Source organism: Xanthomonas sp. NCPPB 4037, assembly GCF_041475695.2.
GTDB lineage: Bacteria > Pseudomonadota > Gammaproteobacteria > Xanthomonadales > Xanthomonadaceae > Xanthomonas > Xanthomonas campestris.
On record NZ_CM191261.1, the window covers coordinates 1,047,808 to 1,068,844 of the forward strand.

The window sequence follows — 21,037 nt, forward strand, 5'->3', positions numbered from 1 at the left end:
TTAGCGCGTCGGCTGGGCCGGCGGCGGCGTCGGTGCAGCGGGTGCAGCCGCCGGTGCGGGCGCTGCGGTGGCATCGGCATCGGCGCGGTCGCCGGTGCGGAAGCTCACAAACGCCTCGCCACGCAGTTCCTGCAGGTAGCGGTTGTACTCTTCTTCCAGCTTGCGACGACCGATCGTCTCGCGGATCTGGGCGCGCTGGTTTTCCGCGCTGACATCGGTCTGACGTGTACCAACACGCTGCACGATGTGCCAGCCGGCCTGAGTACGGAACGGCTCGGACACCGCTCCATCGGTCAGACCTTCAACCTGCTTGCCGAAGTCCGGGCCGAACGCATCGGCCGGGAACCAGCCCAGGTCGCCACCCTGGCCGCGGCTGTTGGTGTCCTCGGAGGACTCCTTCGCCGTTGCCTGGAAATCAGCGCCGCCCACGATGCGCGCACGCAGCGTGTCAATCTTCGCCTTGGCCTGCGCCTCGGTCTGGTTATCGCCGATACGCACCAGAATGTGCCGTGCGTTGTACTCGGTGACGACCTTCTTCTCGCCGCCGGCATTGGCGTCACGCATTTCCACCAGCTTGAGCAACTGGAAACCGCTGGGGCCACGCAGCGGCCCGGCAACCTGGCCAGGCTGCATGTCGCGGATCAGTTGGGCGAATGCGTTGGGAATCTCGTCCAGGCTGCGCCAGCCCAGGTCGCCACCTTCCAGTGCATTCGGGCTATCCGAATAACGCACCGCAGCTGCGGAGAAGTCCAGCTCGCCCTTGTCGATCAATGCCTTGACGCCATCGACCTTCTTTTGACCGGTGGCAATCTGTTCGGCCGTGGCGCCTTCCGGTAGGCCGACCAGGATATGTGCCAGGTGATACTGGCTACCGGTCGTGGCCTGCTGGGCCAGCGCGGTGTCCACTTCGCCTTCGCTCACGCTGATGCGGCTCTGCGCAAAGCTCTGGCGCAGGCGCTGCACGATGATTTCATCGCGCACCGAGGCGCGGAAATCGGCGTAGCCCATGCCGTCGGCCGCCAGCTTCTGGCGCAGACCGTCCACGGAGGTGCCGTTCTGCTGAGCGATGCTGGCGATGGCGCGGTTCAGTTCCTCGTCGCTGACGCGGATACCGCTGCCTTCTGCACGGCCCACCTGCAACTTGACCAGCACCAGGCGCTCGAGCACCTGCCGCTGCAGGACGTCGTCCGGCGGCAACTGGTTGTCGCGGCCGGCGTATTGCGACTTGACGTTGCGCACAGCGCGATCGAGCTCGCTCTGCAGCACCACGTCTTCATCCACGATGGCAGCGATGCGATCCAGCGGCTGGGATTGCTGTGCCGAGGCCAGCGGCGAGACCGTGCTGGTGATCACCAGCAGCGAGGCGAGGAGTACAGAGAAAGGCTTGGTCATGGAATCAAGTTCGGATCGTAATCGTCCGGATTAGTCGTGGTGTTGCTGGGCGGGACCAGGTAGAGGTCGTCGCGGTAATAGCCGAGAATAGCACGGCGCAAAGTGCGGTCCGTGTTCTGGCCAAACGAGCTCAGGCCCTTGAGCACGAACTCAAACTGGATGGAGTTATCCATCTCGCCATCGCGGTTGCGCACGAACCGGCGCACCAGGGCGCGCACCGCCAGGCAGCAGCTGTCCCACTGCACGCCGCCGATCATTTCCAGCGGCTGGTGGTCCAGCAGCGAGTAGTAATAGCGACCGACCGCACTCCAGGTGGGGTTGATCGGATACAGGAAGGAGAAGTCCGCCTGTTCCAACTGGTCAGTATTGTCGGTGGGATTGCGACGGTAGCGGTACGCCAGGTTGATGATGCCGTCGTTGTTGAGCAGGTAGCGCGTGCGCAGGCTAGCCAGATCTTCCTTGCGCGAGTTCGGGTTCCACTGGTAGGTGGCGCCCATCGACCAGCGGTCGTTGATCATGTAGTTGGCATCGGCCACCCAGGCGGACTTGCCCTGTTCGATGGTCTGCTCGCTGCCAGCGGCGGCATTTGTACTGTTGTTGATGGTGACCCGTGAGTCGTTGAAATACAGGATCTGGCCTGCGCTCAACGAGAGTTTTTCGCGGCCATCGTCCTGGCGCAGCCAACGCGAAGTCACTGCCAGGGTCAGCTGGTTGGCGTCGTTCTGTCGATCGGCACCGGTATAGCGCGTGTCGCGGAACAGCTGGCCATAGCTAAAGGTGAACGGGCGTGTGTCGAACACCGGCAGGTCGGTCTGTTCGCGGTACGGCACATACAGGTAGTAGGCGCGCGGCTCCAGGGTATTGAGGTACTTGGTGTCGAACAGCGTGGTTTCGCGGTCGAAGTACAGACCGGCGTCAACCGAGGCGATGGGCAGGCTGCGGGTTGGCGAGCGGTTGCCGGTCAACGGAAGCGTGTTGGCCAGCTTGTCGTCGAGTTGGTAGGCGGTGTAACGCCACGCCACGGTTGGTGTCAGAAACCAGGCGGCGCCAGACAACGGCATCGAAATATAGGGTTTTACATCCAAACGCGAGCCGCCAGCGTAATCGCGGTTGACGATGTTGGTGCGAACGTAGTCGTCACCATTGTTATCGCTGCCGTTATCGGTGTTCGGTCTCCGGATCACCTGGTAAGAATCGTCATGCGTGAAGCGGACGGCTTCTGCATAGATGCCCGCCTCGAAAATTCCAAACGGCTTTTCCCAGGTGAAATAAGCGCGTGGCTGACGGTTGTACGGCAGCGCGGTCTCATCCAGCGTGTAATCGGTGAGCTGCCAGCGGTCGGCCATCACGCCCGCGGTCCAGTTCTCGCCGGTGCCGTAAATGCCGACGGTGCTCTGCAAACTCGAGGCCGAGCCCATGCCGTTCAAGCGGCTGGTGAAGTCCTCGACATAACGCGTGTCGCTGACCCAAGAGATGCTGGCGCGTGCTTGCCAGTACTTATTGACGTTGTGATAGCCGCTGTAGAACACGCTGCCGCGGTCTTTCTTGCGTAAGTCGTCGTTAGGCAGGTAATTGCCGGTGATCTCACCGCGGCCGCCGTCGTACAAATAACGAAATTCAGTACCGAACATGAAACCACGCTTGCTCATATAGCGCGGCAGCAAGGTGGCATCGTAATTCGGTGCCAGATTCAGATAGATCGGCTGCAGATAGTCGAAGCCGTTACGGCCGGACAGGCCGAACTGCGGGAACAGCAGACCGGTCTGGCGACGGTCGTCGATCGGGAACTTGAACCACGGGAAATACAGTACCGGCACCTTGCCGATCTGCAGCACGGCGTTGCGCGCGGTGCCGAAGCCTTCGTCGTTGTCGACGTCGATCTCGGGAGCGCGCACGCGCCAGATCGGCTGCGACGGGTCGCAGGTGGTGTAGGTGGAGCGGTGCATCTGCCCGACCTGGCCCTGCAGGTCCACCGATTCAGCGCCGCCGTTGCCGCGCCGGTCCACCAGTTGATACTGGATGTTGGTGACCTTGTGGCTGTCGGTGTCCTGGTTGCCCTCGGCACGGTCGGCGACCATGCGGAAGGAGGTGTCCTGGTAGCGGACATTGCCCTCGGCGATGTAGTTGCCGGTCTCGGTGTCCATGCGCAGGTTGTCCGCGCCCAGGAACTGGTCGCCGCGCTTGAGCGCGACGTTGCCCTGGTATTGCGGGGTGGTGCTGGTGCCGGAAAGCTGGTCACCTTCGATGTCGGTGGGCAACTGCTGGCGCATTTCTGCGGCTTTGGGATCGGCGGCGGGCGCGCCGTCGAAGCCTGGCAGCGGGTCCACGGCCGGGCACAGTCCCCAGTTCAACGGCTTGTCGGCAGCCATTGCCGGCAGGCAAATGGCAATGCTCAAGGGCAGGGGCAGCAGGCGGAGAGCTCGGCGCACGCGTGAAGTTCAACCAGTAAAATGGCGGCTAGCTTGCCGTATAGCCCGCATAGGGGCAATGAAGAGTCCCCGCGGAAGGGGGGCGAGGTTCATCGCCATGGTCGCCGGGCGCCGCGCTGGCGCCGCCGGATTCATCGCAGCGCGCCGACGTGGGCCACGCTGCTTTCGCGCAGCGCCTGCAGGTCGTAGCCACCTTCCAGCATCGACACCACCCGGCCGCGCGCATGCCGGGTGGCCAGCGCGCGGAGCGCACCGGTCAGCCAGGCAAAGTCGTCGGCGTCGAGCATCAGATCGGCCAACGGGTCGCGCAGATGCGCATCAAAGCCGGCGGAAATCAGGATCAGTTGCGGGCGGAAGGCGTCGATCAGCGGCAGCATCTCGTCTTCCCACACATTGCGAAAGCGCAGGCCGTCGCTGCCGGGAGGCAGCAGCAGATTGTGGATGTTGCCGATACCGCGCTCATGCACGCTGCCCGAGTGCGGGTACAGGCCCGACTGGTGGGTGCTGAGGTACTGAACGGTGGGGTCGCGTTCGAAGATCGCCTGGGTCCCATTGCCATGATGAACATCGAAATCCACCACCGTAATGCGCTCCAGCCCATGCCGGTCGCGGGCGTGGGCGGCGGCCACGGCGATGTTGTTGAACAGGCAAAAGCCCATCGAGACCTGGCCGGTGGCGTGATGGCCGGGCGGGCGCACCGCGCAAAAGGCCGTGCCTGCGCCGTCCTGCATCACCGCATCCACCGCCGCAATGCCGGCCCCGGCCGCACGCAGCGCGGCGGCGCGCGAGCCCGGCGACATCAAGGTATCCACGTCCAGCTGGTGGTAGCCCTGGAAATTGGTCTCCAGTACCGCGTCGACCTGTTCGCGCTCGTGCACTCGGCACAGGTCGCCGAGCTTGGCCAGCGGTGCTTCGCGCCAGTCGAGGTCGGTAAACGCTGCGCGCAGGGCCTCGACCACGGCGGTCAGCCGTGCGGGGCTTTCGGGATGCTCGGGGCCGGCGTCGTGGCCCAGGCAGGCGGGATGGGTGAAGACCAACATTGGAGCAATCTAGCCTGTCCGCGCGGTGTTGCGCACGGTCAGCCGCGCCGGCGGTCATGCCGCCACAGCACTTCCTGCTGCCCATCGGCGCGCGCAAGCACACGGGCGAGCACGAACAGCAGGTCCGACAAGCGGTTGAGATAGCCGATCGCCTCACTGCGCACCGGCTCCTGCCGCGACAGCGCGACCGCTTCGCGTTCGGCGCGACGCACGATGGTGCGCGCCAGATGGCAGCGGGCGGCAGCTTCGCCCCCGGCTGGCAGGATGAACTCCTTCAGCGCGGGAAGGTCGTCATTGAAATGGTCCAACTGTCGTTCCAGCGCGGCGATGTCGTCGGCGTCGATGGCCGCATGGCCCGGGATGCACAACTCGCCGCCCAGGTCGAACAACTGGTGCTGCACGGTGGTCAGCAGGGCGGCGACAGGCTCGGGCACGTTGGGTGCGGCCAGCAGCACGCCGATTGCCGAATTGGCCTCGTCGACGGTGCCGTAAGCGTTGACGCGCAGCGCATCCTTGCCGGTGCGGCTGCCGTCGCCGAGGCCGGTACTGCCGTCGTCGCCGGTGCGCGTATAGATGCGGGAGAGCCGGTTGCCCATCTCAGCCGGCCTGCGCCTGGCCGTGTGGGCTGGTCAGGCGCTCTGCAACCACCTGGATCACCGCTGCGGCGGCAACGTAGAGCGCTGCGCTGCGCAGGTAGGGCCACAGCCAGTCGGTGTAGTTTTTGAACCAGCCGGCGAGGGTTGGCTCGGCCACGCTGGCGCTGATCCAGTAGAAGCTGCCCTGGGCGATCAGTTGGCACAGCGCCACCGAGGTCATCAGCGCGGGCACCAGCTTGGCCAGCGCGCTCCACTGCGCGCCGTGGTAGTGCCGACGCAGCCATGTGCCGCCGCCCCACAGCGCGAAGTACGCCGGGATCAGGCACCAGTAGGCCGGCGAAACGCAGTAGTGCGCCCAGAAGCTCATGCCCTGCTGGGTGATCACCTGCCAGTCGATCGCCACTGCCAATCCCATCAGCAACGGGAAGGCTAGTTTGGTGCGCGCCGCAAGGTGGAATCCGCCCAGGAAGAACACGGCCCAGGAGGCGTCCGGGACCTGCCCGAAATGATGGATGCGCGTGGCCGCCATCAGGACGGCGAGCAGGCTCAGGACCAGGGTGTCGTGCGAACGAGGCGTCATGCGCGGAAGTGGCCGGATTACAGACTCGCGAGTGTAGCGTGGAACCCGGCATGCCCGCGTCCGGACGAGCGTGTGATCGCCACCTGCGGGACTACCGGTCTAGGGCATGGGCCGGGGGATCCGCAGCAGATGCGGCAACGTGTCCCACCCGGGGGGCGGCAACGGGCCAGGGTCGAAGGCTTATCATGTGCTGATGACACACGCACATGACATTTTGATCGTTGGCGGTGGGCTGGTGGGCTCGAGCCTGGCCATTGCGCTGGACCGCATCGGCCTGGATGTGGTGCTGGTGGAGGCCACGCCGGCCGGCGCACCCCCGGCGGTGTTCGATCAACGCAACCTCAGTTTCGCCGCCGCGACCGTCAACGCGCTCGGCACGCTTGGAGTGATGGCCAAGCTGCGCACCGCGCCGGGCCCGATCCGGCGCATCCATGTGAGCCGTGCCGGCGACTTTGGCCGGGTGCAGCTGGACGCCGCCGACTACGGGCGCGACAGCTTCGGGCAGGTGGTGGTGGCACGGGATTTCGGCGAGGCCCTGCAAGCGCGCCTGGACGAATTGCGTAGCTTGCAGCGGTACCGACCTGCACGCTGCATCGGCGTGGAACCGGTACAGGACGGCTATCGCGCGGTGCGCCTGGCCACCGCCGACGGCGAGCAGCTGGTGCGTGCGCGGCTGGTGGTCGGGGCCGATGGCAGCCATAGCGCGGTGCGCGAACTGCTGCATATCGGCACCGAACAACACGATTTCCTGCAGACCTTGTTCGTGGCACGCGTGCGCGCCTCACGCCCGCCCGATGGCACGGCCTGGGAGCGCTTCGGCGAGCATGGGCCGACCGCGCTGTTGCCGCGTGGCGACCGTCATTACGGTGCGATCCACTGTGTGGCGCGGACCGAGGCCGAGACGGTTGCAGCGCTCGATGAGGCTGGCTGGCTGGCGCGGCTGCAACGCGCCGCCGGTTGGCGTGCGGGGCGTTTTGTTGGCAGTGGTGAGCGCAGTGCGTATCCGCTGGTGCAGATCTTGGCCAGCACGGTAGTGGCCGAGCGCGTGGTGCTGCTGGGCAACGCGGCGCAAACGCTGCACCCGATCGGCGCGCAAGGCTTCAACCTGGGTCTGCGCGATGCGCTCACGCTGGCCGAACTGATCGAACCGGACCGCAGCGATGCCGGCGCAGCGCCGTTGCTGGCGGAGTATCTGGCGCGGCGGCGGGTGGATCGCGACCACACCATCGGTTTTTCCAGCGGCTTGGCGCGGCTTACCGGCAACCCGGCGCCGCTGCTACGCCCGTTGCGCAGCCTGGGCTTGCTGGCCGCCTCGCAGGCGGCACCGCTGCAATCGATGCTGGTCGGTGGGGCGATGGGATTCCGTGGCGACGTGCCGCAGCTGTGCCGGAGCCAGGCATGAGCCGGCGCTCGGGGCGTGATGCCGTGATCGTCGGCGGCGGCGTGGTCGGTGCGGCGTGCGCATTGGCGCTGGCCGATGCCGGCCTGCAGGTCGCGTTGGTGGAGGGGCGCGAGCCACCGCGCTGGCGTGCCGATTCTGCGGACCTGCGCGTCTACGCATTTGCCGCCGACAACGCCACGCTACTGGAGCGCCTTGGCGTGTGGAAGGACGTGCGCGGCGCGCGCGTGCAGCCGTATCGCCGCATGCGGGTGTGGGATGCCGGTGGCGGCGGTGAACTGCGCTTCGATGCAGACACGCTGGGCCGCGAACAGTTGGGTTGGATCGTCGAGAACGATCTGCTGGTCGATCGCCTGTGGGCGGCCGTGCATGCCCGGGGCATTGCGCTGCATTGCCCGGCGCGCGTGGTCGAGCTGGACCAGGACGCCACCGGCGTGCGCCTACGCCTGGATGACGGCAGCCGGCTGGAAGCTGCGGTGGCGATCGCCGCCGACGGTGCGTCTTCCACGCTGCGTGAGTTGGCTGGCCTACCGGTCGCGCGTCACGCTTACGCGCAGCGCGGCGTGGTCGCCTTCGTGGACACTGAACACGCACATCAGGCCACGGCCTGGCAGCGCTTTTTGACCACCGGCCCGCTGGCCTTCCTGCCGTTCGCCGATGGCCGCAGTTCGATCGTGTGGACCTTGCCCGATGCCGACGCCGAGCGCGTGCTGGGTCTGGACGATGCTGCGTTTTCGCGCGAGCTGACCCAGGCCTTTGCCGGCCGTCTGGGCGCGGTGCAAGTGAGTTCGCCGCGCGCGGCGTTCCCGCTGCAGCGGCAATTGGTGCAGCAATACGTCAGCGGCCGCGTCCTGACCCTGGGCGATGCCGCGCACGTGGTGCATCCGCTGGCCGGGCAGGGCGTGAATCTGGGATTGCGCGATGTCGCGGCGTTGAGCGCATTGGCGCACGACGCACTGGCGCGTCGCGCCGACTGGGCCGCACCGCACCGGCTGCAACGCTGGGCGCGCACGCGTCGCAGCGAAAATACCGTCGCTGCGTATGGGTTCGACGCCATCAATCGCGTGTTCTCCAACGACGAGATGCATCTGACCCTGTTGCGCGGCTCGGTGCTGGGGGCGGCGGGCAAGCTGCCGCCGTTGGTGGACCTGCTGTGGAAGCGCGCGTCCGGCAACGCGTAGGCACACCGCGCTGACGGTTTGCTGGCCGCTATGTTCCAGCGCTAATAGCGAAGGCTGCAGTTTCCATACGACGGATACGCCCGGGCTGGCTACAGTCGGGCCATGACTTCCGCCGTTCCCGCACAACTCACCCCGCCGCTGCTCCTGCTGAGCGGGCTGCTGTGTGATGCCAGCATCTGGGACGCGCAACGCGCAGCGCTGGCGGACATCGCCGAAGTGCACGTGCTCGATTTTCCCGGCATCGACAGCGTGCAGCAGATGGCTGCACAGACATTGGCCGCCGCGCCAGACCAGTTTGCGCTGGCCGGTCATTCGATGGGCGGCCGGGTGGCGCTGGAGATCGTGCGCCAGGCGCCGGAGCGCGTGCAGCGTCTGGCGCTGCTGGACACCGGCGTGCATCCGGCGCACGCGCAGGAGCACGCGCAGCGTGGTGCGCTGGTGGAGCTTGCGCGCCGTGACGGCATGCAGGTGCTGGCCCGGCAGTGGCTGCCGCCGATGCTGCACCCCGACCGCCACGACGATGCCGAACTGATGGACGCACTGATGGCCATGGTCATGCGGCAGACCCCGCAGAGCTATGCCGCCCAGGTGACCGCGCTGCTGAACCGGCCCGATGCCGCGCCCGTGCTGGCGCAGGTGCAGTGTCCGACGCTGCTCGGCGTTGGCCGCCAAGACAGCTGGAGTCCGCTGGAGCGCCACCAGGACATGGCGCGGCAGATCCCGCACGCGCAGTTGGTGGTGTTCGAACACAGCGGGCATATGACGCCGGTGGAAGCGCCTGCTGCGGTCAACGCCGCGCTGCGCGATTGGCTGGCCGCATGACCACCGTCTTCCCGTTCGACGGCAGACCCATCGGCTCGCCAATGCACGTGCGCTGACGTCAGCGTCGCTCGCCGCGTTCTTCATCAGTACCACCATTGCCAGTGAGGCCAACCGCGTGTCCCCAGACGCTTCGATCACCGTTGCCTGCGAACAGCTGATCCGCCGCTTCGCCTTGCACAACGATCGCCATGAACATGACGCGTTGGCTGCGTTGTTCACCGCCGATGGCGTATTTGCGCGGCCGAGCGCGCCAGATGTGCCTGTGCATGGGCGCGAGGCGATTCGCGAGGCATTCCGTGCACGTGCGCCGCGCAGTACCTGCCATCTCATGCTCAATACCCTGGTCAGCGTGCACTCTGACACATTGGCCCATGCGCATAGCTACGTGGTGCTGTACAGCGCACCACAGGCCACTACGCCGCCGCCGTGGACCGCACAGGCGCCGGCATTGATTGGCACGTTCGACGATGTGCTAGTGCGCCAGGACGAGCATTGGCTGTTCAAGCAACGCCTCGGCGCCTTACTGGTGCGTGTGGAAGCGCACTAGACACCTACCACCGCTGTTCACCGATGCCGCCGACGAACCCGGACGGCATTGCACCACCGCTCCTCCCCCCGTCGCGTTGCCTCAATCGCCCATCCTTATCGGAGAATCGCCTAGTGGAACGCGCATGCTTGTCTGTTGGTCGTCGTCCTTCATCGTCCCGGTCGCGCCGCCAGCATGCGGGCAGGCTGGCCCTCTTGCTCAGCACGCTGGCACCGGCGGTCGTCCTTGCGCAGGCAGCGCCCGACACAGTGGCCATGCCGCAGGGCATCAACCTGGGCGGCACCAGTTTCATGGATGGCTTCGGCTCCACCACGCCTGGCTGGACGGTGCTGGAATACCTGCGCTACTACGATCTGGATGCGATCAAGAATGCGCGCGGGGATAACTCGCCTGCGTTTCGCGACCCGCAGGTCGGGGTCAGCGCGTTGCTGACCCAGTTGATCTACGTGACCCCGTATTCGCTGGGGCGCGGCTCGCTGAGTTTCAATACCATCATCCCGTTGGTGAACTACGACACCTCGTTCGCAGCCGACAGCCCGGTGCGGTTGCGCAGCAATGGGTTTGGCATGGGCGATATCTCGTTCGGTCCGGCGCTGCAGATGCCGCCGGTCATGCGGGACGGGCGTGTGTTCTTCTTTCAGCGCTTTGCGCTGGATCTGTTCGCACCGGTCGGCAAGTTTGATCGCGACATCGCCATCAACCAGGGCACCGGTTTCTGGTCGATCGCACCGCACTGGGCATTCACGGTGCAGCCCACCGATAATTGGGAAATCAGTGCGCGCATCAACTATCTCTACAATTTCCGCACCGATCGCGCCGGTGGCGTGCCACCAATCCCGGGCTTCCGGTTTCGCAACGGCCAGGCCGGCGATGCGGTCTGGGTCAACTTTGCCAGCTCGGTGAAAGTGAGCGAGCAACTGCGCCTGGGTGTGAACGGCTATTTCCTGCAGCAGCTCAAAGACAACCGGACCAACGGCGAGCGCGTGGCCGACAGCAAGCGCATGCAGCTGCATCTGGGTCCTGGGCTGTCCTGGCGCGTGGATGCAAAGAACCTGTTCAACCTCAATCTCTACATCCCGCTGGACGTGGAGAATTCGGTCGCCGGTAACAGCGTGAACCTGATGTACGTGCATTCGTTGTAGCGTGTGCGCAACGGCGTGCATGCGGGCGCAAGGCCGGCATGCACGTGACGCGGAGTGCAGGAGTGGCGCAACTCGCGCTGCGCGCCTGCGCAACGAAAAGGTGGAGACGCGCGTGAGTGTTGACGCAGGCTAGTTTCGCGGTTTGGCTGCGCTGCAAACCCAGCCGAGCCGCAGACCTACATCCCCATGCTGTGGCGTTGCGTGTTGGCATGCTCGCGGAACAACAGTTCGGCGCGCGCGCCATCGCGTTGCTCGATGGCGGTGACGATCGCGCCGTGCTGGCGGTGGCCGTAGAACAGATCGTCGTAGGCGAGCGTCGGCGAGCGTTGCCCGAACACCACGTTGGTGGGGCTGACAAACGGCACCAGCGTGCAGCGGTCCACGGTCTCGGTCAGGATCGGTTTGTCGGCCGCCATCACGATCATCCGGTGGAACCGCGCGTTCATATCGCCGTAGGCCAGCTCGTCGCTGGCATCCAGGGTGCGCTTGGCCAGGATGCGGTCACCCTCGTCCAGGCAGCCATGCAGTGCGGCGAGCAGGGTGGCGGAGGCGCCTTGTTCGGCCACCGCGCGCGCGGCCATGCCTTCCATCAGCGCCCGGACCGCCAGCGCGTCCAGGCTTTCCTGCTGGCTGAAGCGGCGCACCGCGTAGCCGCGGTTGCCCGCCTGCACCAGCAAACCCTCCTGGCAGAGCGCAGGCAGCGCCTGACGGATGGGGGTGCGGGAAATGGCCAGGCGCTCGGCCAGGGCCGCCTCGGTGATGCGCTCGCCTGGCGCAAAGGTGCCGCACAGGATCAGTTCGCGTAGCTGCTGGACCGCTTGCAATCGGTGGTTGTTCGCCATGGGCTCCATTCTCTCGCGCCTAGCCGTGCTGCCTGCCCGCCCGAGTGGCAAAACTCGATGCAGCCCGCACAAAAACCTTGCGGATGAGGTCGCTTGATGGCAATTTGGATCCCAAGGATACCGTTTCGGGGCGAAGCCGTCCCGGTTGATCGAATTTGGGATCCCAAGCAGCACCGATCCCACCCACATTGACGCGCGCTGTTCCGCATGACGCGGTCCGGCCGCTCGCCTCGCAGGAGTGCAGCATGGCAAGCATCATTGGCGGGATCGGCACCTCGCACGTGCCCACCATCGGCGTGGCCTACGACAAGGGCAAACAGCAGGATCCGCTGTGGAAGCCGTTGTTCGACGGCTACACCCCGGTGGCCAACTGGCTGGCCGAACAGCAGCCGGACGTGCTGGTGTTCTTCTACAACGACCATTGCACGACGTTCTTCTTTGACCTGTATCCGACCTTTGCTCTGGGCGTCGGCGAGCGTTTCCCGATCGCCGACGAGGGCGCCGGCTTGCGGGACCTGCCGCCCATCCGGGGCGACGTCAAGCTGCAGGCCCACATCGCCGAATGCCTGGTCAACGACGAATTCGATCTGACCGTGTTCCAGGACAAGCCCATCGACCACGGCTGCGCCGCGCCGCTGCCGCTGCTGTGGCCGCACGTGCCTGACTGGCCCGGCACGGTGGTGCCGATCGCCATCAATGTCCTGCAGTACCCGCTGCCGACCGCCCGCCGCTGCTACCGCCTGGGCCAGGCGCTGCGGCGGGCGATCGAGTCGTATCCGGAAGATCTCAAGGTGGTGGTGGTGGGGACCGGCGGGTTGTCGCACCAGATCCATGGCGAGCGCACCGGCTTCAACAACACCGAGTGGGACATGGAGTTTCTGGACCGCTTCCAGCACGCACCGGAAACGCTGACCGACCTGACGCATACCGACTACGTCCGCCTGGGCGGCGCGGAAAGCGTGGAGCAGATCATGTGGCTGGCGATGCGTGGCGCGATGGGCGGGTCGATCCGCAAGCTGCACCAGAACTATTACCTGATGACCACCACCGCGATGACCGTGGTGCTGTACGAGCCCGGCGAAGAACGCGCCGATGCCCCGCGCTCTGCCGACTGGCTTGGGCATGCAAACGCGAATGCAGCCTGAGGACCGGACATGAATCCACAAGTGCAAGGCATGGACCAACTCGGCGGCACCTATGTGTTCGATCTGCGCACCAGCAATCGCGCGCTGCGGATCAACCGCTTTTTCTGGCACATGATTCGCGCGCCGTGGCGCGACCGCTTCCTGCAGGATGCCGAGGCGTTGATGCAGGAGGCCGACCTGAGCGAGCAGGAGAAAGAGTTGATCCGCGCACGCGATTGGCTGGGGTTGGTGCAGTACGGCGCCAACTTCTTCGTGATCGAAAAGTTCGCCCGGGTGGTGCGCATGACCAACCTGCAGGTCTACGCCATCATGCGCGGCGAGACCTTTGAAGCCTTCATGCAGACGCGGCGCGTACCCGATGCGCGCTGATCCCAGCTCACGCACGTCCAGGGCACGCGATTGCGCGGGCCTTTTTGCTTTTCCTTACTGAAGGTCGTCCCCATGACCATGTCCTCCGTGTTCTTCGAACACCGCATCAAGGTCCGGCATCTGCGCGTCATCGAAGCGCTGGACCGGCAAAAGAGCCTGCTGCGCGCATCGCGCGTGCTCAACGTTACCCAGCCTGCGCTGACGCGTGCATTGCAGGAGATCGAAGAGATCGTCGGTGCGCCGCTGTTCGAGCGCCACTCGCGCGGCGTGCGTCCCAATGCGATGGGCGAGGTGCTGGTACAGACCGCGCACGTGGTGCTGGGCCAATTGCGGCGCGCGCAGGATACGTTCGAAGGGCTGCTGCAGGACGACGCGCTCACCATCACCGTCGGCGCGCTGCCCGTGGCCGCTAGCGGGCTGCTGCCTGCCGTGCTGGCGGCGCTGTACCGCGCTGAGCCGACCTTGCGTGTGCGCCTGCTGCATGGGCGCACCGACGAGCTGCTGCCCAAGCTGGCCGGCAATGAGATCGATCTGGTGGTTGGACGGCTGTATCCGCTGGCGCGCTACGACGCGTTGGTGCGCAAGGTGCTGTATCAGGACCCGATCGCCCTGGTGGCGCGCAGCGACCACCCGTTGTTCGCCGATGGCCAGGTGCGCATCGCCGAGGCTGCGGCGTATCGCCAGGTGCTGCCGACCCTGAGCCAGCATGTCGAGCGCGATGTGGCGCAGGTGATGCGCGAGCACGGGCTGGCCACGCGCGATCAGCTGCGTTCCAGTTCGGCCAGCTTTACCCGCGAGATCCTGCTCGGCACCGATTGCATCGCGGTAATGCCCAGCATGATGGTCTCCGGCGATATCGCACGTGGCGAGCTACGCGCGTTTCAGCTGCAGCAGCCGTCGCAGGCGCGCGCCGGTGGCGTGATCTACCGCGACAGCGGCGCGATCCTCAAGCCGGGCGTGCGGCTGCTGATGCGTGAGCTGGAGCGTCAGCTGAAGACCATGGCCGAGCAGGGCGCAGTGTGGGTCGATGACCAGGCCGGTGAATACGACGTGCTGATGGATGCGTCTGCGTAGCTGAAGGTTGCTGCGCGCGCGTGATGCTGGGTGGTTGAACGGGATGGCTGGGCACGCCCGTGTTGGGTGCCGGTCTCCGTTCGATCGCGCTCGTGTCCGTCGCGGTCGTGTCCGTGTATCTGCTGCAGAGCTGTCCGGAAGTGGTGTTGCACAGTGGTGAGCCAGCGTGCGGCTCGCTGCGCCGGTTGAGCGCAGCTGCGTCTTCTCTTTGGATCTATGCGTCTTGTTGCGTCGCGTACCGTGCATGCGTGGGTAGTGCGGAATGATAAGAACGAAGCGGGCCGCAATACGCGCGCCCGCCTGTTCGATGGCCCGCTGGCCTGCATCAGGCCTCCTTCGCCAGTGCATCCTTTAGGCGCGCTTTTTGCAGTTTGCCCGTCGCAGTGCGTGGCAGCGCCGCGACCACGCGCAGGTGCTTGGGTACCTTGTACTTGGCCAGGCGTTCGCTCAGATAGCTGCGAATCCGCTCCAGGTCCGGGGTTTCAGTGGCCGGCACGATTGCCAGATAGCCCACTTCGCCCCATTGCGCGTCGGCCATGCCGACCACGGCGCACTCGCGGATTTCTGGATGGTCGGCCAGCACGGCTTCGATCTCTGCGGGATACACATTTTCACCCCCGGAAATGAACATGTCTTTCTTGCGGTCGACTACCCAGAAAAACCCATCGGCATCGCGTCGGACGATGTCGCCGGTGCGGAACCAGCCCGCGCAATCGCGCATCTCGGCAGTGGCCTGCGGGTCGCGCCAATAGCCAGGGCTGAGGTTGGGCCCGCGCAACAGCAACTCGCCCGGCATGCCCACCGCACAGTCGTTGCCCTCGTTGTCCACGACCCGCGTCTGCACGGTGGGTGATGAGATTCCCGCAGCACCGAGCTTGCTGCGGATCACCTCGCAATCGACCGACATGCCGAACACGGTGCCGGCTTCGCTCATGCCGAAGCCGCAGACCATCGGGATGCCATCCTCCAGCCAGCCAAGCAGGTCCTCGCTGGCGTGCGGCGCGCCGCCGCTGACCAACGCGGTGAGATGACGGAGCGCTGCAGGATCGAAGCCTGGCTGGCTGCGGAAGGCCTGCATCATCTGTGGCACGCCGACGTAATGGGTGATGCCCAGTGCCGGATTGCCCAGCCAGCCCAGCGTGCGTTTGGGCTCGAAGCCATTTGACACCTGGATCGAGCCGCCCATTGCCAGCACCGGGCGCACGTTGGTGGCCAGGCCGATGATATGAAACATCGGCGCCTCGCACAGAAAACTGCTATGCGCTTCCACCCGCGTGGTGACGCCGAAGTTGTGCGCGACCTGTTGCAGGTTCTGCTCGCTCAACATCACGCCCTTGGGCTGGCCGGAGGTTCCGGAAGTGAACAGAATCAGGCTGACCCGATCGGGCGGAATGTAGGGTGTTTCGGCAGGCGCGAGATCCTTGGCGCTGTCGATGAAGCGTGCGAAGTCTTCCACCTGCGCGCGTCCGGCAGCGACATCGTCGCCCAGCAACAGGCGAGGCTCTGCACGCTGCAACAAGGCATCCAGCTCGGTGCCACTCAGCCGCCAGTTGAGCGGCACATAGATGGCACCAACCCGCGCACAGGCAAAATGCAGCGCAACCTGCCAGACCGAATTGCGCGCCAGCACCGCAAGCCGTTCGCCGTCGACACAGCCGCGTGTCTGCAGCACGGCAGCCAGGCGACCGATCAGGTCGTCCAGTTCGGCGTAGGTCCATTCCTGTTGCAGCAACAGGTCGCGGGCAGCAAGCCGCTGCGGTGTCAGGCGGGCATGGAACGAGATCGAGTCGGTCGGCATGGTCATGGCGCTGTCTTCCGGTACGGATGGGGGAGTGACGGGCGTGAGTGCGACGGAGGTGGTACGAAGGTTCAAGTGCATGCGGCTGTATGCAGTGCGCGTTCACCACAGCGTTGGCAAGCAAACTGCAGCAGCGAGCGCAACGCGACGCATGGCGCAGCGCGTTGCGCATGTTGGCAACGTGATCGGTGTTACACGCTGTTGACTGCGTTAAACGGTGTTAGCCGAGATAGATGGTTTTGGTTTCGAGAAACCCGTGCAGGCCTTCGATGCCACCTTCGCGTCCGATACCGGAGTGTTTGACACCACCGAACGGCATCTCGATATCCACCCACATGCCGTTGATCGAATGGCTGCCGCTCCGCACGCGTCGTGCAATCGCGTAGGCGCGTTCGGGATCGTCGCTATAGACGGTGCCATGCAGGCCGTAATCGCTGGCGTTGACCTTGGCGATCAGATCTTCTTCGTTGTGATAGTCGATAAAACTCACGACAGGGCCGAAGATTTCTTCGCGGGCAATGGTCATCTCCGGCGTCACACCTGCAAACACGGTCGGCTCAAGAAAGAAACCGCGTGGCAAGTGCGCTGGCCGCCCACCGCCCATGACCAACTTGGCGCCTTCGGCGCTGCCCTGGGCGATGTAGCCTTGCACACGTTCCAACTGGCGGCCGAGTGCCAGCGGGCCCATGCCGGTGTCGGCGGCAAACGGGTCGCCGAGTTTGAGCGTGGCCAGCGCCGAGCAATACGCTTGCAGGATGGCCTCGCGCCGATGCGCGGGGACCAGTACGCGGGTGAGCGCGAAACACACCTGGCCGGTGATCGGCATCGAGTAGGGCACCAGGCTGGGCAGCACTTTCTCGATGTCGGCATCCTCCAGCACGATCGCCGCCGACTTGCCGCCCAGCTCCAGCCCGACGCGCGCCAGCCGCTCGGCGCAGGCCACACCGATCGATCGCCCTGCCTGGGTGGAGCCGGTGAAACTTACCTTGTCCACCGAAGGGTGCCGGATCAGCTGTTCACCCACCTCGCGCCCGGCCGGTAGCAGATTGAACACGCCATCCGGCAGCCCGGCGGCGCTGATGCATTCGGCCAGAATATAGGCGTCGATCGGCGTTTCCGGAGACGGCTTGGCAACCACGGTGCAGCCGGCCGCCAGCGCGGCGGCGACCTTGTAGCAGAGCAGCACCAACGGCGCATTCCACGGCGTGATGGCGACGACCACGCCGACCGGTTCCTGCACCACATGCACGCGCCCGCCGCTGGAGCGCGTGCGTGGCTCGACGAATGGGTGGGCGGTGATCAGGTCGCCGTAGTAGTCGAACAGATCCGGCGCCTGCTTGGAGGCGCGCCGACTGAAGCCGATGGTGGCGCCGACCTGCGCGGTCCATGCATCTGCCAGTTCCGGCATGCGCGCCCGCAAGTGGTCGGCAATGCGCTTGAGTGCGGCGCCGCGTTCTGGCGGCGGCAGCTGCGGCCAGGGGCCACTATCGAAGGCTCTGCGCGCCGCGGCAACCGCGGCCTCGGTGTCGGCATGCGATGGTTCGGTGTAGCGCAGCAGGCGTTCTTCGGTGTGCGGTGCGATGACATCCAGCGTCTGGCTGCCGGTGCTGGCGCGCCACTGGCCATCGATGAACAGTCCCAACGGTCCACGCGCGGCGATGCCACGCAGGGTCGCGGCTAAGGCTTCCATACTCCCTCCTCGGTGCAGAAAACCACTGGCGGCAGCGATGGGCGGCACGTGCGTTGCACGGGCCGCTCACGCGCCGAAGGCGTTGCTCAGTTGGTGCCGGCGTCCGGCTCGTACGCGCCCAGACCGGGCTTGTAACGCTTTTCGTCGATGAACTGACGGATGCCTTCCTTGCGCGCGTTGTTGTCGAACGAGTTGGCCGCTTCCTGCATGCGTACCAGATAGTCCTCGGCCTCGTCGTAGGTCATGGTGCCGACGCGACGCACGGCGTCCTTGGCATATTTCAGTGCCACCGGGTTTTTCTTGAGCAGCAACTCGGCCACTTCGCGCGTACGTGCTTCCAACCGTTCCAGCGGTACGCTTTCGTTGACCAGGCGCCATTCGGCGGCCTTCTTGCCGTCGACCAGTTCGCCGGTGAGCGTCATCCACATCGCATCGCGCATGGAGAGCAATTCCACCGCCACCTTGGTGACGCCGCCGCCGGGCAGGATGCCCCAGTTGATTTCCGACAGGCCGAATTGCGCCTCGTCGGCGGCGATGGCCAGGTCGCAGGCGAACAATGGGCCGAAGCCGCCGCCGAAACACCACCCGTTGACCATGGCGATGGTGGGTTTTTGATACCAGCGCAGCCGGCGGAACCAGCCATAGGATTCGCGCTGCGAACGGCGCACCCCGCGCAGGCCTTGTGCTTCGGTCTCGCGAAAGTATTCCTTCAGGTCCATGCCGGCCGACCACGCGGTGCCTTCGCCGCCGAGCACCAGCACGCCGACGTTGTCGTCGAATTCCAGCTCGTCCAGCACGTCCAGCATGCGGCGATTGAGCGCCGGGCTCATCGCGTTGCGCTTGTCCGGCCGCGCAAACTTCACCCACGCAATGCGGTTTTCCACATGCACCGATACCACGTCATGCTCTTTCAAGCGGCCTCTCCTAGCAGTGAGGGATGTAGCGGGTCAGAGTGATTCGGCCAGCGCGTCTTCGGCGTCTGCCGGTTGCAGGACAGTGCTGGCGTTCAATTTGCACAGCAGGCGCAACAGGGTCTGGCGTTCGCCAGCCTGCAGATCGCTGCAGGTGCGTTCGGTGGCGCGCGCCAGGCAGCCCTGCGCGGTCACAAGCGTCTGTTCGCCCATCGGCGTGAGATAGAGCCCCTTGCTGCGCCGGTCACGGCCAGCAAGGCGTTCGATCAGGCCCTGCTCGGCGAGCGCGTTGGCGATCTTCATGCCGGCGGCGCGATTAACCAGCAGGCGTTGGCCAAGTTCGGTCTGATCGCAACCAGGTTGGTCGCGGATGTGGATCAGTGCGGTGACCCGCGCCGGGGTGAGATGCAGTTCGGCCAGTTCCTGCCGCGCGGCATGCCCGGAAGCCAGGGCAGCCAGTTGCAGTTGATAGCCAAGGTCGGCAGCAAGGGCCAGGCGAGCGGTCATCGGGGCGTCCAGATTGTATCCATTAAATACAATCTAGCCGACCCAAGCGGACCCTGCAATAGGCAAAGACGGCCGCCGCATGAACGACTGTGCGCGTGGCCGTGCGGCGGCGCGCACGGCCCGCTGCGCAAGGAGCGCGGGCAGTTACTGGATCAGCCAGCCGGCCAGCTGTTCGCGGCTGAGGGTGCCGTTGTGGCGCGTATCGAGTGCGTCGAATTCATCGGCCAGTGCCGGGTTGGCCTGCGCTTCGGCGCGGCTGATGCGGCCGTCGCCATCGGTATCCATCGCCTGGAAGTCGATGCGGTAACTGCCCACCACGCTGGTGGGCTGGATGGAGCGCACGATCACGCTGGATTCTCCGCGTGGGCGCTCCAGCTGCGCCTGGTGGGTCACGTCGCCGCTGGCCAGCGGCTGGGTACGGATGGCGCTGGGCACATCGATCAACGGCATGCTGCTGGCGGGCGTGGGCGCCTGCTGGCTCCAGGCAGTGCCGCTTGCGAGCAGCAGCAACGAACAGGTAACGGTACGGAGCGTGGTCATCAGATCCCCCTGATGTGGAACAGCCCGCAAGCCTAGCGCCGATGGCGGGCGGCTGCGAGCCATTCCTGGTGCGGCCAGTCGTCAGGCGCGCTGTATTCCTGTGGTGGACGCGGCATTCGCATGCGTGTTGAGCGTGTGCAGCCATGTGATGGTGCCTGGTTGTCGCAGCGAAGAACCGCCGACCAACGCATCGACATTGCAGGAGTGCGTGCCTGCAATGCCGAGCTTTTGCTCAACCAGGAATGAAGGGGAAGACGATCTTCAGCAAGCCCTTCAGGCCGCCTTCGGCGGTGCTGGTCACGGCCTTGGCGCCCAGGCTGTTGAGCGCGCGCCGCACATCTTCCCAGCGCACCTGCGTGATGTCCTTTTTCAGCAGGTCGGACACTTCTTCGGCGGTAGGCGTGAGTTTTTGCAGTTCGCGTACGGCGGCCTGCGGGTCCGGCTGCAGATAGCCCCAGCGTTCGGCGATCTTCAGCAGCGTGTCGAAGCGCACCGCCACCACTTCACGATTGCGCTCGTACACCGGCAGCGCGCCGACATCCAGGATGGCCTGCTCGAACTGCTGCGCATCATCGGGGTGTTCGATGCGCACGGCCAGAAACCCTTCCTTGCGGCTGCGTTCGCTGACATGTTTTGCGCCCGATCGCAGATTGTCTTCGGTGAGTACGTTGGCCACGATGCGCTGCATTGCCGCGTCGCCTTCTTCGGGCACCAACGCGCGCCAGCGTGCGTAGCCATCGCGACGCAGGGCCTTCACTTTGGCCGAGGTCACCCGCAGCTGCAGTGCGACCGCGGCATTGGAGCTGTTGCGGGAGATCGCGCCGTCGCGCTCCAGCAACACGAAGATCAATAATTCCAGATCGCGTTTGGTGAGCGATTGGAAGCCTTGCAGCAAGGTCAGGCGCAGGAATTCGCTGCCAAAGGCGGCCGCGTCCTTGAGTTCGATCGGTTGCATGAGGAGTCCTCCACAGGTGGCATGCAGCATGCCAGGACGCCGTTGCGTGGCCTGAGAACCGCTGCGACGTGCGCAGCA

The 21,037-nt window shown here is 65.5% G+C and carries 20 protein-coding genes; 8 read left to right on the top strand and 12 right to left on the bottom strand.

The genetic code is table 11. The features are described from left to right. From ACCQ01_RS04590 to ACCQ01_RS04610, 5 genes are all read right to left on the bottom strand, one after another. Window positions 1-1,392, bottom strand: coding sequence for a peptidylprolyl isomerase (locus ACCQ01_RS04590; RefSeq protein ID WP_014506739.1), 1,392 nt, complete (start codon window positions 1,390-1,392; stop codon window positions 1-3). Then, window positions 1,389-3,821 carry an LPS-assembly protein LptD gene (lptD, locus tag ACCQ01_RS04595; RefSeq protein ID WP_115572530.1) on the bottom strand — a complete coding sequence of 811 codons (2,433 nt, stop codon included), beginning with the start codon at window positions 3,819-3,821 and terminating at the stop codon, window positions 1,389-1,391. Before lptD ends, ACCQ01_RS04590 begins: the two co-directional genes overlap by 4 nt. A 131-nt stretch (window positions 3,822-3,952) precedes the next feature. Next, window positions 3,953-4,861, bottom strand: a complete 909-nt coding sequence (locus tag ACCQ01_RS04600; protein WP_014506741.1) for a histone deacetylase family protein — start codon at window positions 4,859-4,861, stop codon at window positions 3,953-3,955. A gap of 38 nt (window positions 4,862-4,899) precedes the next feature. Then, a complete protein-coding gene (locus tag ACCQ01_RS04605; RefSeq protein ID WP_011269986.1) occupies window positions 4,900-5,457 on the bottom strand; it encodes a cob(I)yrinic acid a,c-diamide adenosyltransferase in 558 nt (185 codons plus the stop codon). A 1-nt stretch (window position 5,458) separates the two neighbouring features. Beyond that, on the bottom strand, window positions 5,459-6,037 hold the full coding sequence (locus tag ACCQ01_RS04610) for a hypothetical protein (RefSeq protein ID WP_228431580.1): 579 nt from the start codon (window positions 6,035-6,037) through the stop codon (window positions 5,459-5,461). A 193-nt stretch (window positions 6,038-6,230) separates the two neighbouring features. On the opposite strand from ACCQ01_RS04610, the gene ubiH reads away from it, so the two are divergent. The 5 genes from ubiH (at window position 6,231) to ACCQ01_RS04635 (ending at window position 11,128) form a co-directional block, all read left to right on the top strand. Continuing rightward, window positions 6,231-7,439, top strand: coding sequence for a 2-octaprenyl-6-methoxyphenyl hydroxylase (ubiH, locus tag ACCQ01_RS04615; RefSeq protein WP_228431581.1), 1,209 nt, complete (start codon window positions 6,231-6,233; stop codon window positions 7,437-7,439). Continuing rightward, on the top strand, window positions 7,436-8,617 hold the full coding sequence (locus ACCQ01_RS04620) for a UbiH/UbiF family hydroxylase (protein WP_223647524.1): 1,182 nt from the start codon (window positions 7,436-7,438) through the stop codon (window positions 8,615-8,617). Before ubiH ends, ACCQ01_RS04620 begins: the two co-directional genes overlap by 4 nt. A 102-nt stretch (window positions 8,618-8,719) precedes the next feature. Beyond that, window positions 8,720-9,439 (top strand): alpha/beta fold hydrolase, encoded by a 720-nt coding sequence (locus tag ACCQ01_RS04625; protein WP_228431582.1) that lies wholly within the window; start codon window positions 8,720-8,722, stop codon window positions 9,437-9,439. Window positions 9,440-9,554: 115 nt separating this feature from the next. Next, window positions 9,555-9,986, top strand: coding sequence for a nuclear transport factor 2 family protein (locus ACCQ01_RS04630; protein ID WP_228417774.1), 432 nt, complete (start codon window positions 9,555-9,557; stop codon window positions 9,984-9,986). Between the two features lie 194 nt (window positions 9,987-10,180). After that, window positions 10,181-11,128, top strand: coding sequence for a SphA family protein (locus tag ACCQ01_RS04635; RefSeq protein WP_228431583.1), 948 nt, complete (start codon window positions 10,181-10,183; stop codon window positions 11,126-11,128). Between the two features lie 176 nt (window positions 11,129-11,304). On the opposite strand, the gene ACCQ01_RS04640 is transcribed toward ACCQ01_RS04635, so the two are convergent. Continuing rightward, window positions 11,305-11,979, bottom strand: coding sequence for a GntR family transcriptional regulator (locus tag ACCQ01_RS04640; protein ID WP_011036039.1), 675 nt, complete (start codon window positions 11,977-11,979; stop codon window positions 11,305-11,307). 236 nt (window positions 11,980-12,215) lie between these two features. On the opposite strand from ACCQ01_RS04640, the gene ACCQ01_RS04645 reads away from it, so the two are divergent. The 3 genes from ACCQ01_RS04645 to ACCQ01_RS04655 all read left to right on the top strand — a co-directional run bounded on the left by ACCQ01_RS04645 (window position 12,216) and on the right by ACCQ01_RS04655 (window position 14,558). Continuing rightward, window positions 12,216-13,115 carry a gallate dioxygenase gene (locus ACCQ01_RS04645; RefSeq protein ID WP_228431584.1) on the top strand — a complete coding sequence of 300 codons (900 nt, stop codon included), beginning with the start codon at window positions 12,216-12,218 and terminating at the stop codon, window positions 13,113-13,115. 9 nt (window positions 13,116-13,124) lie between these two features. Beyond that, on the top strand, window positions 13,125-13,484 hold the full coding sequence (locus ACCQ01_RS04650) for a protocatechuate 4,5-dioxygenase subunit alpha (RefSeq protein WP_011036041.1): 360 nt from the start codon (window positions 13,125-13,127) through the stop codon (window positions 13,482-13,484). A 72-nt stretch (window positions 13,485-13,556) separates the two neighbouring features. After that, window positions 13,557-14,558 carry a LysR substrate-binding domain-containing protein gene (locus tag ACCQ01_RS04655; RefSeq protein WP_011036042.1) on the top strand — a complete coding sequence of 334 codons (1,002 nt, stop codon included), beginning with the start codon at window positions 13,557-13,559 and terminating at the stop codon, window positions 14,556-14,558. A gap of 325 nt (window positions 14,559-14,883) precedes the next feature. On the opposite strand, the gene ACCQ01_RS04660 is transcribed toward ACCQ01_RS04655, so the two are convergent. From ACCQ01_RS04660 to ACCQ01_RS04685, 6 genes are all read right to left on the bottom strand, one after another. Further along, window positions 14,884-16,362, bottom strand: coding sequence for an AMP-binding protein (locus ACCQ01_RS04660; protein WP_228431585.1), 1,479 nt, complete (start codon window positions 16,360-16,362; stop codon window positions 14,884-14,886). A 214-nt stretch (window positions 16,363-16,576) separates the two neighbouring features. After that, the gene (locus tag ACCQ01_RS04665; RefSeq protein WP_228431586.1) at window positions 16,577-18,046 is read right to left on the bottom strand and encodes an aldehyde dehydrogenase; all 1,470 of its coding nucleotides are present in this window, start codon (window positions 18,044-18,046) and stop codon (window positions 16,577-16,579) included. 86 nt (window positions 18,047-18,132) lie between these two features. After that, complete coding sequence (locus ACCQ01_RS04670; protein ID WP_228431587.1) at window positions 18,133-18,960, bottom strand: p-hydroxycinnamoyl CoA hydratase/lyase; 828 nt, start codon at window positions 18,958-18,960, stop codon at window positions 18,133-18,135. 33 nt (window positions 18,961-18,993) lie between these two features. Next, the gene (locus tag ACCQ01_RS04675) at window positions 18,994-19,464 is read right to left on the bottom strand and encodes a MarR family winged helix-turn-helix transcriptional regulator (RefSeq protein WP_042596357.1); all 471 of its coding nucleotides are present in this window, start codon (window positions 19,462-19,464) and stop codon (window positions 18,994-18,996) included. 144 nt (window positions 19,465-19,608) lie between these two features. Further along, window positions 19,609-20,004: an EF-hand domain-containing protein gene (locus tag ACCQ01_RS04680; protein ID WP_042596356.1), complete on the bottom strand. Its 396-nt coding sequence runs from the start codon at window positions 20,002-20,004 to the stop codon at window positions 19,609-19,611. Window positions 20,005-20,236: 232 nt separating this feature from the next. Further along, window positions 20,237-20,959, bottom strand: a complete 723-nt coding sequence (locus tag ACCQ01_RS04685) for a hypothetical protein (RefSeq protein ID WP_228431588.1) — start codon at window positions 20,957-20,959, stop codon at window positions 20,237-20,239. Between the last annotated feature and the right edge of the window lie 78 nt (window positions 20,960-21,037).